The 14,394-nt window shown below is 61.9% G+C and carries 11 protein-coding genes; 9 read left to right on the top strand and 2 right to left on the bottom strand.

What is annotated here, in order from left to right:
• The first annotated feature begins 16 nt into the window (after nucleotides 1–16).
• From omp10 to GGD57_RS16095, 6 genes are all read left to right on the top strand, one after another.
• The gene (gene omp10 / locus GGD57_RS16120) at nucleotides 17–385 is read left to right on the top strand and encodes an outer membrane lipoprotein Omp10 (RefSeq protein ID WP_184471315.1); all 369 of its coding nucleotides are present in this window, start codon (nucleotides 17–19) and stop codon (nucleotides 383–385) included.
• 26 nt (nucleotides 386–411) lie between these two features.
• Nucleotides 412–732 carry a hypothetical protein gene (locus GGD57_RS16115; RefSeq protein WP_184471313.1) on the top strand — a complete coding sequence of 107 codons (321 nt, stop codon included), beginning with the start codon at nucleotides 412–414 and terminating at the stop codon, nucleotides 730–732.
• 171 nt (nucleotides 733–903) lie between these two features.
• A complete protein-coding gene (locus tag GGD57_RS16110) occupies nucleotides 904–2,871 on the top strand; it encodes a bifunctional metallophosphatase/5'-nucleotidase (protein ID WP_184471311.1) in 1,968 nt (655 codons plus the stop codon).
• Nucleotides 2,872–2,994: 123 nt separating this feature from the next.
• Nucleotides 2,995–4,029, top strand: a complete 1,035-nt coding sequence (gene hemH / locus GGD57_RS16105; RefSeq protein WP_184471309.1) for a ferrochelatase — start codon at nucleotides 2,995–2,997, stop codon at nucleotides 4,027–4,029.
• A gap of 183 nt (nucleotides 4,030–4,212) precedes the next feature.
• On the top strand, nucleotides 4,213–5,247 hold the full coding sequence (locus GGD57_RS16100) for an SPFH domain-containing protein (RefSeq protein ID WP_184471307.1): 1,035 nt from the start codon (nucleotides 4,213–4,215) through the stop codon (nucleotides 5,245–5,247).
• 3 nt (nucleotides 5,248–5,250) lie between these two features.
• The gene (locus tag GGD57_RS16095) at nucleotides 5,251–5,706 is read left to right on the top strand and encodes an NfeD family protein (protein WP_184471305.1); all 456 of its coding nucleotides are present in this window, start codon (nucleotides 5,251–5,253) and stop codon (nucleotides 5,704–5,706) included.
• On the opposite strand, the gene GGD57_RS16090 is transcribed toward GGD57_RS16095, so the two are convergent.
• Complete coding sequence (locus tag GGD57_RS16090) at nucleotides 5,707–6,702, bottom strand: KpsF/GutQ family sugar-phosphate isomerase (protein ID WP_184471302.1); 996 nt, start codon at nucleotides 6,700–6,702, stop codon at nucleotides 5,707–5,709. It lies immediately after the preceding gene.
• Between the two features lie 143 nt (nucleotides 6,703–6,845).
• On the opposite strand from GGD57_RS16090, the gene GGD57_RS16085 reads away from it, so the two are divergent.
• Nucleotides 6,846–8,384, top strand: coding sequence for an outer membrane beta-barrel protein (locus GGD57_RS16085; RefSeq protein WP_184471300.1), 1,539 nt, complete (start codon nucleotides 6,846–6,848; stop codon nucleotides 8,382–8,384).
• A gap of 72 nt (nucleotides 8,385–8,456) precedes the next feature.
• On the opposite strand, the gene GGD57_RS16080 is transcribed toward GGD57_RS16085, so the two are convergent.
• Nucleotides 8,457–9,308, bottom strand: coding sequence for a LysR family transcriptional regulator (locus GGD57_RS16080; protein WP_184471298.1), 852 nt, complete (start codon nucleotides 9,306–9,308; stop codon nucleotides 8,457–8,459).
• A 130-nt stretch (nucleotides 9,309–9,438) separates the two neighbouring features.
• Here GGD57_RS16080 and GGD57_RS16075 point away from each other — a divergent pair, with 130 nt between their 5' ends.
• Complete coding sequence (locus GGD57_RS16075; RefSeq protein WP_184471296.1) at nucleotides 9,439–11,889, top strand: GcvT family protein; 2,451 nt, start codon at nucleotides 9,439–9,441, stop codon at nucleotides 11,887–11,889.
• On the top strand, nucleotides 11,886–14,339 hold the full coding sequence (locus tag GGD57_RS16070) for a GcvT family protein (RefSeq protein WP_184471294.1): 2,454 nt from the start codon (nucleotides 11,886–11,888) through the stop codon (nucleotides 14,337–14,339). The genes GGD57_RS16075 and GGD57_RS16070 overlap by 4 nt, the downstream gene beginning before the upstream one ends.
• Nucleotides 14,340–14,394: the final 55 nt, after the last annotated feature.

The raw sequence follows: 14,394 nt of genomic DNA, 5'->3' as shown, positions 1-14,394 counted from the left end.
CGCCGGGAGAAGCCTTATGAAAATCAGAACTGGTCTCGTTCTTGTCGGCGCCGCCGCCGCCCTTGCCGCCTGCGTTGCACCAGGACCGCGTCCCCTGCCGGTTGCAACCGCGCCCGCACCGACCGGCGTCGAAGGCAGCTGGAGCGACCCGAACGGCATCGTTTCCACCTTCCAGGGCGGCACGTTCACCACTCGCACCACAGACAGCAACCAGCTGCTTGCCTCCGGCACCTATATCACCACCTCGCCGACGCTGGTCGAGATCAATATGACTTCGCTGGTGCGCAAGACCCAGTCCAAGGTCAATTGCGCCCTCGTCAACCCGAGCCAGCTCAATTGCACTTCCGATTCCGGCGCACAGTTCACGCTTTCCCGCCGAGGCTGAAAGATGAGGCGATAGGCTAAGCACACATGCGAGCCTTCGCCTTTTACCTGATCCTGCTGCTCGCAATGCCGCTCGCGGCACTTGCCGTCGTTTTACCGGCCAATGTCTATCGTGCGCAGGGCATCGCCGCTCCCGATTGCGACGGGCCGCTGCAGGTGTTGATTTTCGCCGTACCCGCCATCCTGATCTATGGCGCAGGCACGCTCCTTGCCTACCGGGCCGGACGGCGCTTTCACCGCCTCGTTGCCTTCCTCTGCTTGATCGTCGCGCTCGCCACGGTTCCGAATATTGCCGAGGCCATGCACGAACTTTACCGAAACGCCGCCGATGGCGAATGCGGGGGTTAACCCCCTGGCTTTTTTGCCCCGCCCCCTTGGAAAGCGCCCGGCCTGGCCCAGCTTTCTCTTGCGGTCGCCCATCGTCTGATGGAACATCCGCACGCCGGGAAATTGCCCCGGCGGATATGGAAGGGATCGGCGAAGATCGGGGGATCTCTCGCCTCAATCAGGAGAACAGGGATGACGAAGTCTTTCAGCTTCGGTCTTTTGACCGCGTCCATGCTGGCGCTGAGCGCGGGCGCCGCCTTTGCGGATTACGAACTCAATATTCTTCATATCAACGATTTCCATTCGCGCATCGAATCGATCAACAAGTTCGACTCCACCTGCTCGGCCGAAGAAGAAGGCAAGAACGAATGCTTCGGCGGTGCTGCCCGCCTGAAGACCGCGATCGATCAGCGCCGTCAGGCGCTATCCGGCAAGAACGTTCTCCTCCTGAATGCCGGCGACAATTTCCAGGGCTCGCTGTTCTACACGACCTATAAGGGCGCCGCCGAAGCCGAATTCCTGAACCTGATGAAGTTCGACGCCATGACCGTCGGCAACCATGAATTCGACGACAGCGAAGACGGGCTTGCAACCTTCCTCGACAAGGTGCAATTCCCCGTCGTGACGGCCAACGTCAAGGCGACAGCCGCCTCCAAGCTCGGCGACCGCATCAAGCCCTCGCTGGTACTCAATGTCGGCGGCCAGAAAATCGGCATCGTCGGCGCCGTGACCAATGATACGGCAGAACTTTCCTCCCCCGGCCCGAACGTCACGATATCAGATGACGTCCAGGCGATTACGTCAGCCGTTCAGGATCTGAAGGGCCAGGGCGTCAACAAGATCATTGCGCTCACCCATGTCGGTTATCCCCGCGATCTCGCTTTCATCGCCAAGATTCCGGACGTCGATGTCGTCGTCGGCGGCCACTCCCATAGCCTGCTCTCCAATACCGATCCGAAAGCTGAAGGCCCCTACCCGACGATGGTCGACAATCCCGGCGGCTACAAGGTTCCGGTCGTTCAGGCCGCCTCCTACAGCAAGTATCTCGGCGATCTCGTCGTCAATTTCGACGATAACGGCGTCGTCAAGGATGCCAAGGGCGATCCGATCCTGATCGATTCCACCTTTACCCCCGATCCGGCTGTCATTGCCCGCATCGGCGAACTGGCCAAACCGATCGAGGAACTGCGCAAGAAGGTCATCGGCTCCTCCGAAGCTCCGATCGACGGCGACCGCAAGGTCTGCCGCGTCAAGGAATGCTCGATGGGCAATCTGGTGGCCGACGCCATGCTCGATCGCACCAGGAACCAGGGCGTCACCATTGCCGTTCAGAACGGCGGCGGCCTGCGCGCGTCGATCGACGGCGGCGAGGTCACGCAGGGCGAAGTCATCACCGTCCTGCCTTTCCAGAACACGCTCGCAACGTTCGAGCTGACCGGTACCGACATCGTCAAGGCGCTCGAAAACGGCGTCAGCCAGATCGACCAGGGCGCCGGCCGCTTTCCGCAGGTCGCCGGCCTGAAATTTTCCTTCGACCAGTCCAAGCCTGTCGGCAGCCGTGTGAGCGACGTCCAGGTCAAGGATGGCGACAACTTCGTTCCGATCGCTCCGGCCAAGAGCTACAAGGTCGCCACCAACAACTTCATGCGATCGGGCGGCGACGGTTACACGATCTTCAAGGAAGGTCAGAACGCCTATGACTTCGGCCCGGATCTTGCCGATGTGACCGCCGAATATCTGGCCGCCCATTCGCCCTACAAGCCCTATACCGATGGCCGCGTCACGGAAATCGGCGCGACTGTCGCCCAGGCCCCGGCTGCCGAACCGGCTGCTCCGGCGCCGGCAACACCTGCTCCTGCAAGCGAGCCTGCTCCCGCCCCTGCAGCCCCCGCCGCTCCCGCACCGGCCGCCGAGCCTGCTGCGCCTGCCCCGGCCACGCCGCCAGCACCCGCGCCTGCTGCGGAGCCGGCTCCGGCAGCCTCCGCGCCCGCCGCGACGACGCCCTCCACCCACGTCATCGCAGCCGGCGACACCTTCTGGGATCTCGCCGTGACCTTCTACGGCGACGGCACGCTGTGGCGGAAGCTTTCGGATGCCAACGGCAAGCCGAACCCGCATCACCTGACGGTCGGCAAGGAGATCGAGGTTCCTACCAAGTAAGACGATTTGTCCCGATGCCATTGGCCGGTCCGGGCTTTCCCGGGCCGGCTTTTCTTCCTATAGGGTGAACCATGATCCCGAGGCTGCGTATGAGCCGACGGAACAAAGAGCGTTGGGGCCAGAATGACAGCAGATATTTCACTCCGTCCGGCGGACCATCCGGCCGTCAAGTCAGGCAGGATCGGCGTCCTGCTGGTCAATCTCGGCACGCCCGACGGCACCGACTACATCTCGATGCGCCGCTATCTCAGGGAATTCCTGACCGATCGCCGCGTCATCGAATGGTCGCGCTGGAAGTGGTATCCGATCCTCTTCGGCATCGTGCTCAACAGACGCCCGCAGAAGGTCGGCAAAGCCTATGAGCTGATCTGGAACAAGGAGAAGAACGAAAGTTATCTCCGCACCTACACGCGCAACCAGTCGGAGCTGATGGCCGAGCGCCTGAAGGATCTCGCCGGCGTCAAGGTCGACTGGGCAATGCGTTACGGCACGCCGTCGATCGCCTCGCGCATCGAAGCGCTGAAGCAAGAAGGCTGCGACCGCATCGTACTTTTCCCGCTTTATCCGCAATATGCGGCGGCGACGACCGCAACGGTCAACGACAAGGCCTTCCAGAAGCTGCTCACCATGCGCTGGCAGCCGGCGCTGCGCACCGTGCCCGACTATCATGACGACGAGACCTATATCGAGGCGCTCGCCCAATCCGTCGAAAAGCACCTTTCGACGCTCGACTGGAAGCCGGAGATGCTGCTTGCCTCCTTCCACGGCATTCCGATGTCCTATTTCAAAAAGGGCGATCCCTATTACTGCCAATGCCAGAAGACTGGCCGGCTGCTGCGCGAGCGCCTCGGGCTGACCAAGGAAAACTTCATGGTCACCTTCCAGTCCCGCTTCGGGCCGGAGGAATGGCTGCAACCCTATACCGACAAGACCGTGGAGAAGCTCGCCCAGGACGGCGTCAAGCGCATCGCCGTCATCAATCCCGGCTTCGTCTCCGACTGTCTGGAGACGCTGGAGGAGATCGCCGAACAGGCTGCCCACTCCTTCCATGAAAATGGTGGCGAGAACTTCGCGCATATCCCCTGCCTCAACGACGGTGAGGACGGCATGACGGTGCTGGAAAAGGTCGTTCGCCGCGAGTTGCAGGGCTGGGTCTGAGAGACTCTCGAGAGAAAGCTGCGCCGTACAAGCCGCCGGTAACGCCCGGATGACGTAGCCGAGACGGAACCTCCTTTCACTTGGAGCCGGGGCGGTTGCGCCCTCATTTCTTCCTCGCAAATAACGTGCTAACTCACCACATCAGTTGGGCAGGCGCGCATGCGCCGATAGGAGGAATTCTTCATGCTGTTCGGCGGCTTCGACATCGTCGTGATCGTGCTTGTGATCTTCGTCATCCTGGTGCTTTTTGCCGGGATCAAGACCGTGCCGCAGGGCTACCGCTATACGATCGAGCGTTTCGGGCGCTATACCCGCACGCTGGAGCCCGGCCTCAACCTCATCACTCCCTTTATCGAGCGTGTCGGCGCCCGGATGAACGTGATGGAGCAGGTGCTGAACGTGCCGACCCAGGAGGTGATCACCAAGGACAATGCCTCGGTTTCGGCCGATGCCGTCGCTTTCTTTCAGGTGCTGAACGCCGCCCAGGCCGCCTATCAGGTCTCCCATCTCGAAAATGCCATCCTCAATCTCACCATGACCAACATCCGCTCGGTCATGGGTTCCATGGATCTCGATGAGTTGCTTTCCAACCGCGATGCGATCAACGACCGGCTGCTGCGCGTCGTCGACGAGGCGGTCCAACCCTGGGGCATCAAAGTCACCCGCGTCGAAATCAAGGACATCCAGCCGCCGCGCGACCTCGTCGATGCGATGGCCCGGCAGATGAAGGCGGAACGAGAAAAGCGCGCCCAGGTGCTGGAGGCCGAAGGTTCGCGAAACGCGCAGATCCTGAGAGCCGAAGGCGCCAAGCAATCCGCGATCCTTCAGGCCGAAGGCCAGCGCGAGGCCGCTTTCCGCAACGCCGAAGCCCGCGAACGCCTGGCTGAGGCCGAAGCCAAGGCGACGAAGATGGTCTCCGAAGCGATCGCCGCCGGCGACGTTCAAGCGATCAATTATTTCGTCGCCCAGAAATACACCGAGGCGCTGACCTCGATCGGTTCAGCCCCCAATTCCAAAATCGTGATGATGCCGATGGAAGCCTCCTCGATCCTGAGCTCGCTCGGCGGCATCGGCGCCATTGCCCGGGAGGTCTTCGGCGATGCCGGCAATCCGCCGGCCCCGCCCGCGCCGCCACGCCCGCGTCCCGCACCCATCCGTTCGACTCCGCCGATCAATCCGCCGAACCCCAATCCCTTCAACCCCGATCCGGAGCGCTAAGCCATGCTGGCGAAGATCGTCGCCGAACTCGGTCCGTGGAGCTGGTGGGTCGCAGGCCTGGTGCTGCTTGCCGCGGAAATGATCGTTCCCGGCTTCTTCCTGGTCTGGATCGGCCTTGCCGCCCTGATCGTCGGCGCATTGTCGCTGCTCTTCTGGGAGAGCGCCGTCTGGGTATGGGAGCTGCAGGCGATCCTTTTTGCCGTGCTTGCCGTTGCCTCGACCTTCGCCGGCCGCCGGCTGACGCTGCGCAATGCCACGACCGACGAACCCTTCCTCAATCAGCGCGGCGCGAGCCTCGTCGGCCGCACGGCGACGCTGCACGAACCGATCCGCGAGGGCCGCGGCCGCATCCGTCTCGACGATACGCTGTGGCAGGTGATGGGACCCGACCTTCCCGTGGGAACGCAGGTGAAGGTGGTTTCGAGCAACGGCCGCGACCTGAGAGTCGAGCCCGTCTGATCAGGCGACGCCGATCCGCAGCAGGTCGTGGAAATGCACCAGCCCGACCGGACGGTTGTCGTCGTCGATGACGATCAGCGCGCCGATATGATGCTGGTTGAGCAGCGCCAGTGCGGCGGTCGCCAGCATCGTCGGCTTCACCGTCTTCGGCGTCTTCGTCATGATGTCGTCGACGGCGAGATCGGCAAGATTGCGCGTCAGATTGCGCGCCATGTCGCCTTCGGTGACGATGCCGCAGAGCCGGCCATCCCCGTCAAGCACGCCGACGCAGCCGAAATGCTTGCGCGACAGCACGGTGATCGCCTCCGGCATCGGCGTGCCCTTGGCAACCAGCGGCAGCTTCTCGCCGGTATGCATGATATCGGCGACATGCATCAGGCTCGCACCGAGCTTGCCGCCGGGATGGAAGACGTGAAAATCTGTGGCGGTAAAGCCCCGCGCCTCCAGGAGCGCCACCGCCAAAGCGTCGCCGAGCGCAAGCTGCATCAGCGTCGAGGTCGTCGGGGCTAGGCCGTTGGGGCAGGCCTCCTGCTCGTTCGGCACCAGAAGGACGATATCGGCGGCCGTAGCAAGCGAGGAACGGTCGCTGCAGGTGATCGCGATCAGCGGAATGGAGAAGCGCCGCGTGTAGGAGATGATGCTCTTGAGCTCGGCGCTCTCACCGCCCTTGGAAATCGCCAAAACGACGTCATCGCGCGCGATCATGCCGAGATCGCCATGATTGGCTTCGGCCGCATGCACGAAAAAGGCGGGCGTTCCCGTCGAAGCGAATGTCGCCGCGAGCTTGGCGCCGATATGGCCGCTCTTGCCGACGCCGGTGACGATCACGCGCCCGGAGATGTCGCCGATGGTCTCCACCGCCTTTGTGAAAGGACCGGCCAACCCATCGTCAAAGGCTCGTTCGAGCGCCTCGAGACCGCGTCTTTCGGTCTCTATCGTGCGTTTTGCCGATTCGAGCACGCTGTTTTCAACGAGTTTGATCGCTCTCTTGTTCATGGAGATGCGTTAGACCTTTTCACTTTCCAAGTCCACCCCGCACCATTTCCGAAATGTGAACAGCGCCCGCCATCGGCAACGAATGATTAACCACGAGGCTTTACCTTTGGGTAAGAACCGAAAGCATGTCAGGCGCGAATTGCATGGGCCAACCAAAACAGACGAGCAGTGTGACGCCGCTCCGCGCCATGAGCCGTGCCGTCTGCTTTACTGCGTTCGGCAGCCTGCTTCTCGGCCAGACGCCGGCTTTCGCGCAGTCCGCCTCGTTGCAGTCGGCGACCAGCCGCGCAGTGTCCTCCGAGAACAATCGCGCCACGACCGCTGCGGCATCCGAAGCCGGGTTCGATGACGAGAACGACGGTTTGGCCGCGCCGGCGGCAAACAGCGCAGCCGCAAACGCGGACGATGCTCAAAGGCCCGCCATACCGGACGCACAATCCGGCGACGACATTACCGGCTCCATCCTCGACGAGGACATTCGCCGGCTGAACACCCGCGAAGCGCCGATCGACGAAACGCTGCCGCGCCGCAAGGCTGCCGAAAGCGCCTCGACGGCGGAAACACCGGGCATTCCGATCGGCACCTTCGTGCTCCGCCCGAGCGTAACCCAGAGCATCAACACCGAGACCACCAAGGATGGCAATACCAGAGAGCAGCGCGCCTTTCTCGAAACCGATGCGGCCGCGACGCTGACCTCGGACTGGGGCCTGCACCAGCTGACCGTAACCTCGGAAGGCGCCTGGCAGAAGAATGTCAGCGGTGAAGGCGAGGAGCAGCCTTCCTTCAAGATCAACAGCGATCTCAGGCTAGACCTTCCCGACGATACGGTCGCCCACCTCACCGCCGGTTATAATTTCTACCGGGAAGATACGGACGACCCCGACGCCATTGCCAATGCCGCGCAACAGTCCGACGTGCAGGAGTTCACCGCCGGCGCCTCCGTCCAACGCGATTTCGGCATCCTGCGCGGCACCACGGCGCTGGCGCTGAGCCGCTCGATCTATTCCGATGCCACGCTTTCGAACGGCACGACCGTGACCTTGAGCGACCGCGACCAGACGACGGGCACGCTGCGCGGCCGCGTCGGTTATGAGCTGTCACCCGCGCTCATCCCCTTCATCGAAGCCACGGTCGGCCGCACGATCTATGACGAAACGCGCGACTCCGCCGGTTACGAACGTTCGGGTCATTCCTACGGCGCCAAGGCCGGCGTCGAAGTCGATCTCGGCGAGAAGCTGAAGGGTGAGGTCGGTGTCGGCTACGCGATGGCGAATTTCGAAGACAGCCGCCTATCCTCGATCGATACCGCGACACTCGATGCGAGCCTGCTCTGGTCGCCGATCCGCGGCACCGACGTCAATTTCGACCTGCAGACGAGCATCCAGCCCTCGACCACGGCGGGCGAGAGCGGCTACGTCTCGCACTCCTTGACCACGACGGTCACCCACCAGCTGCGCGACAATCTGGTCGGCACGATGATCGGCGGCGTCATATGGCGCGATTATCCCACTGACAGCACCATCAACGACGAGCTCGTCTATACCGCGGCGACCGGGCTGACCTGGAACATCAACCGCTATCTCGATCTGACCAGCACGCTCGGCTACGAGCTGACCACGCGCAAGGACGGCGACGACTCGCAGCAATTCCGCGCGGGCGTCGGCCTGAAGCTCAAACGCTAGCGCAGCGGTCCCTGCCCCAGACCACACGCAAAAGCGTCTTCCGAAATTGCTCCGAAGTGATCTGCCGCCGGCTCAGGCTGACGCTATCAGATCCTGCAGAATGCCAAGGATGCGACGGTGCTGATGGGCGTGACGTGTGCGGATGCTGGTTGCGGCATAGACGGTCTGTTGAATGGATGGAGCGTCCTCTACCGGGAAAGCGACACCCTCCTTGGCAAGTCGCGCAGCGCTGCTTTTCATGAGATAGGCAGCGCCCCCCAGCGTCGTCAGCAAATCCATGACGGCGATGTTCTGCCCCGACGCCAGCGGCGCTGCCGACAGATGCGGCAAAGCCAGTCTGTGGGCACGGTCGAAGGCCGGTGAATAGATGGCCTGGATATAGGTTTCGGGTCGAAGTGCGCCGACGCTGCAGGCGACGGTGCTGACCAGATTATATGTCATTTCCCCGATTCTTTCGTAATGAAGGTCGGGCAGGTAATGCGGAGTATAGAGAACGGCCAGATCGAGATCTCCAGCTGCGAGGTCTCGGTTCATCTGGTTCGAGTAGTCCGCTTCCAGGTAGATCGATGTCCCGGGCAACTCGGCGCGGACCGCGGAAAGCCAGCGCCCGGCAAAGATTTCGGCAAGGTCGTGTTGGATGCCAAGCCGCATGGATCGCTCATAGGCGCCCGCATTCTCGACCGCCCGACTTGCCTCACGCCACTGGTATTGCAGGGCTTTCGCATGATCCAGGAAACGCAGGCCCGACGCCGTCGGTGCGGTGCCACCCTTATTGCGCGTGAAGAGCTTTCGGTTGAACTGCGCCTCCAGCGCCTTGATGCGATGGGAAACGGTTGATTGCGTGATGTTCAGCCGCTCCGCCGTGCGGTTGAAGCTGCGGGTTTCCATCAGGTCGAGAAAAGTCTCGATGAGATCGATCTGCATGTTCTCTCTCGGCTCACTGGGCGAGGCATCTTGCATTATCTAATCGAATTCTTCGATCAATAAAGCAAGTTCCCTCCGCTTGATGCCGTTCCCGTTCGTTGCCAGACTTGCCTTCGAACGAGGAGCAGCCATGTCGAATTTGCCATCTCACGCGCGCGTTGTGATCATCGGGGGAGGTGCTGTCGGCGTTTCCGCACTCTATCATCTGGCCATGGCGGGCTGGACCGACGCCGTGCTCCTGGAAAAAAACGAATTGACTGCCGGATCGACTTGGCATGCGGCCGGCAATGTGCCGACATTTTCTTCCTCCTGGTCGATTATGAATATGCAGCGCTATTCCGCCTCGCTCTATCGCGAGCTGGGCGCTCGGGTCGACTATCCGATGAATTACCACGTGACCGGCTCGATCCGGCTCGGCCACTCGAACGAGCGGCTGCAGGAATTCAAGCGTGTGGTCGGCATGGGACGCTACCAGGGCATGGACCTCGACATCCTGTCCCCCGAGCAGATCAAGTCGAAATATCCTTTTGTCGAGACCCATGACCTCATCGGCGCGCTCCACGATCCCCATGACGGCGACATCGATCCGGCGCAGCTGACCCAGGCCTTGGCAAAGGGCGCTCGCGACCTGGGAGCGAAGATCTTCCGCTTCTGCGCCGCAACCGGTGCACGCAGGGAAAACGACGAATGGATCATTTCCACCCCGGAGGGTGATATCCGCTGCGAATATGTCGTCAATGCCGCCGGCTATTACGCCCGCGAAGTCGGCAAATGGTTCGGCCGCGAGGTGCCGATGATGGTGATGAGCCATCAGTACATGCTGTTCGAAGAGATTCCTGAGCTCGCCGCCTGGTCGAAGGAGGCAGGCCACAAGCTGCCGCTGCTGCGAGATGTCGATAGTTCCTATTATCTGCGGCAGGAAAAGACCGGAATGAACCTCGGTCCCTATGAGCGCAATTGCAAGGCGCATTGGCTGACGGCCGACGATCCGATGCCGGAGGATTTCTCCTTCCAGCTTTTCCCCGACGATCTCGAGCGGCTGGAATGGTATCTCAACGACGCAGTCGAGCGCGTGCCGATCCTCGGCACCGCCGGTCTGTCGCGCATGATCAACGGGCCGATCCCCTATACGCCGGATGGCAATCCGCTGATCGGGCCGATGCCGGGCGTGCCGAATGCGTTTGAGGCCTGCGTCTTCACTTTCGGCATCTGCCAGGCGGGCGGCGCCGGCAAGGTGCTGGCGGAATGGCTGACCGAAGGCCAGACCGAATGGGACATGTGGTCCTGCGACCCGCGTCGCTATACCCGCTTTGCTTCTGACCAGGATTACTGCGTCGCCAAGGGCATGGAAGTATACGGCCACGAATATGCGATGCATTTCCCGAAACACGCCTGGCCCGCTGGTCGCAACAGGAAGCTCTCGCCGATCCATGATCGGATCGCGGCGCTTGGTGCGCAATTCAAGCCCTATAATGGCTGGGAGCGCGCCAACTGGTACGCCAAATCAGGCGACGACACGTCGGAACAATCGACGCAGACCTGGAATCGGGCGGGGCCGTGGCAGAAACGGATCGAAGAGGAATGCCTGGCAGTGCGTGATGCTGCGGGCATTCTCGATCTGCCGGGCTTTTCCCGCTATCGCCTGCAGGGTGAGGGCGCACGCGACTGGCTGCTCGGTCTGATCACCGGCAAGGTGCCGAAGCCCGGCCGCATCGGACTTGCCTATTTTGCCGACGACAAAGGCCGCATCGTCACCGAAATGTCTGTGATGGCGCTGGAAGAGAACCTTTTCTTCCTGACCACCGCAGCGACAGCGCAGTGGCATGATTTCGAATGGTTGCAGAATCATCTGCCGAAAGATGCGCGATTCACGCTCGACGATGTGACGGACAATCTGGCCTGCCAGATACTGTCTGGGCCGCAATCGCGTGCCATCCTCGCAGAAGTCACGGATGCCGATCTTTCCAAGCCGTGGCTGACGCACCAGTCCTGCCAGATAGCGGGCCGTCGGCTGCAGCTGGTGCGCGTTTCCTTCGTCGGCGAGCTTGGATGGGAGCTGCATACGAAGGTGGAGGACACGGCCACGGTCTTCGACGCGGTCTGGGCTGCAGGCCGCAAGCATGGCCTGAAGCCATTCGGCATGGAAGCACTCGACAGCCTGCGTATCGAGAAGGGCTACCGCGCCTGGAAAGGCGACCTTTCGACCGATTACACCATACTACAGGGCGGGCTGGAGCGTTTCGTCGACTGGGCGAAACCCGATTTCAAGGGCAAGGCGGCGCTCGAGCGCGAGAAACAGCAAGGTGTGACGAAGCGCTTCATCACATTGGCCGTCGATGCCGGCGAATGTGACGCCCCCTATATGTCGACGCTCTGGCACGACGATCAGTTGGTCGGAGAGACAACATCGGGCAACTGGGGCTACCGCGTCGGCAAGTCCGTGGCGCTCGGCATGCTGCGGTCGGATCTGGCGGTGCCGGGCACGGAGCTGGAGGTTGAAATCTTCGGCGACCGGTTCAAGGCCGTCGTCCAGCCCGACCGGCCGTTGTGGGATCCCGAGAACGAGAGGTTGCGAGCATGACGAAACCCATCCCCCAAAAGGCACGCGCCGTGATCATCGGCGGCGGGGTCTCGGGCTGTTCCATCGCCTACCATCTGGCCAAGCTTGGCTGGACCGATGTCGTATTGCTCGAACGCAAACAGCTCACCTCTGGCACCACATGGCACGCGGCCGGCCTCATCGGTCAGCTCCGCGCCTCGCAAAACATGACGCGCCTCGCCAAATATTCCGCCGATCTCTACGTCAGGCTGGAGGCCGAAACCGGCATCGCCACCGGCATGCGCCAAAATGGCTCGATCACGGTTGCCCTGACCGAAGAGCGTAAGGAAGAGATCTACCGACAGGCCTCGTTGGCCCGAGCGTTCAAAATCGACGTTCGAGAGATTTCGCCCGAAGAGGCGAAGGCGCTTTACCCGCATCTCAACATCGGCGACATCAAGGCAGCTGTTCACCTGCCGCTCGATGGACAATGCGACCCGGCAAACATCGCCATGGCGCTCGCCAAGGGAGCTCGCCAGCACGGTGCGACCATCATCGAAGGCGTAAAGGTCGTCGAGGTGCTTGCCAGGGATGGTCGAGTCGTCGGCGTCGTCTGCGAGCAGGCTGGCGAGCGTTTCACGATCGAGACGGAAAATGTCGTCAACGCCGCCGGCATGTGGGGCAGAGATCTCGCTCGGCAATCCGGCGTCGCCCTGCCTCTGCATGCCTGCGAGCATTTTTACATCGTCACCGAGCCGGTCGGGGGACTGAAGTCTCTGCCTGTGCTGCGTGTGCCGGACGAATGTACCTATTACAAAGAAGATGCCGGCAAGATGCTCATCGGCGCCTTCGAACCGGTCGCCAAGCCCTGGCCGCCGGCGGGCGAGGCGATCCGTGAGGACTTCTGCTTTGACCAATTGCCGGAGGATTTCGATCACTTCCAGCCGATCCTCGAAATGGCGATCAACCGGATGCCGATGCTGGAAACTGCCGGCATCCACACCTTCTTCAATGGACCGGAGAGCTTTACGCCCGACGACCGCTATTATCTCGGCGAGGCGCCGGAACTGAAAGGCTATTGGGTGGCGGCCGGATACAATTCGATCGGCATCGTATCGTCGGGTGGCGCCGGGATGGCGCTTGCCCAATGGATAAACGACGGCGAACCGCCCTTCGATCTCTGGGAAGTAGACATCCGCCGCGCGCAGCCCTTCCAGAAGAACCGGCTCTACCTGAGGGAGCGGGTCACGGAGACGCTCGGCCTGCTCTACGCGGACCATTACCCCTATCGGCAGATGGCGACCGCGCGCGGCATACGCCGTTCGCCGATCCATGAGCACCTTGCGGCGCGTGGCGCCGTGTTCGGCGAAGTGGCTGGCTGGGAGCGCGCCAACTGGTTTGCCAAGCCGGGACAGGAACGCGAATACCGCTACAGCTGGAAGCGACAGAACTGGTTTGAAAACCAGCGCGAAGAACATCTGGCAATCAGGAACGGCGTCGGCCTCTTCGACATGACCTCCTTTGGGAAAATCCGGGTCGAAGGGCGAGACGCCTGTCGCTTCCTGCAACGGCTTTGCGCAAACCAGATAGACGTGCCGGCCGGCCGTATCGTCTATACGCAGATGCTGAACCGTCGTGGCGGCATCGAAAGCGACCTCACCGCAACCCGGCTGACCGAAACCGCCTTCCTGCTCATTGTCCCCGGTGCGACACTGCAGCGTGATCTTGCCTGGCTGCGCAGGCACGTGGCCGATGAACATGTCGTGGTTACCGATATGACGGCCGCCGAAAGCGTGCTCTGCGTGATGGGTCCGAAGTCGCGTAAGCTGATGCAGAGGGTCAGCCCCGACGATTTTTCCAACGACACCCATCCCTTCGGCACTGCGCGGGAAATCGAGATCGGCATGGGACTGGCCCGCGCTCACCGCGTCACCTACGTCGGCGAGCTCGGCTGGGAGCTCTATGTCTCCACCGACCAGGCCGCCCACGTTTTTGAGACGCTGGAACTGGCAGGCATGGACCTCGGCCTGAAGCTTTGCGGCATCCACACGCTCGATAGCTGCCGCATCGAAAAGGGGTTCCGCCATTTTGGCCATGACATTACCGATGAGGATCACGTCCTGGAAGCAGGCCTCGGCTTCGCCGTTAAGACGGGCAAAGGCGAGTTCATCGGCCGCGATGCCGTCTTGCGCAAGCAGGAAACGGGTGTTGATCGCCGGCTGGTGCAATTCAAGCTCACAGATCCTGAACCGTTGCTCTTTCACAACGAAGCAATCGTGCGCGACGGAGAGATCGTCGGCACGATAACCTCCGGTAACTACGGCCATTTCCTCGGCGGGGCAATCGGGTTGGGTTACGTGCCCTGTGAGGGCGAGAGCGCAGCGGAAGTGCTTGGCTCATCCTACGAGATCGAGATTGCAGGAACGAGGGTGGGAGCCGAGCCGTCGCTTGCGCCGATGTACGATCCGAATTCCACGAGGATCCGGATGTGACAACGGGCATATCGGTATTTGCCGCGGACATTCTTCCGTCACCTCGTGACCCCTC

The sequence above is a fragment of the Rhizobium esperanzae genome (genome assembly GCF_014197615.1).
In the GTDB taxonomy this organism is placed as follows: domain Bacteria; phylum Pseudomonadota; class Alphaproteobacteria; order Rhizobiales; family Rhizobiaceae; genus Rhizobium; species Rhizobium esperanzae_A.
Note: the sequence above shows the minus strand (reverse complement) of the source record. Positions and strands in the feature narration are given on the sequence as shown.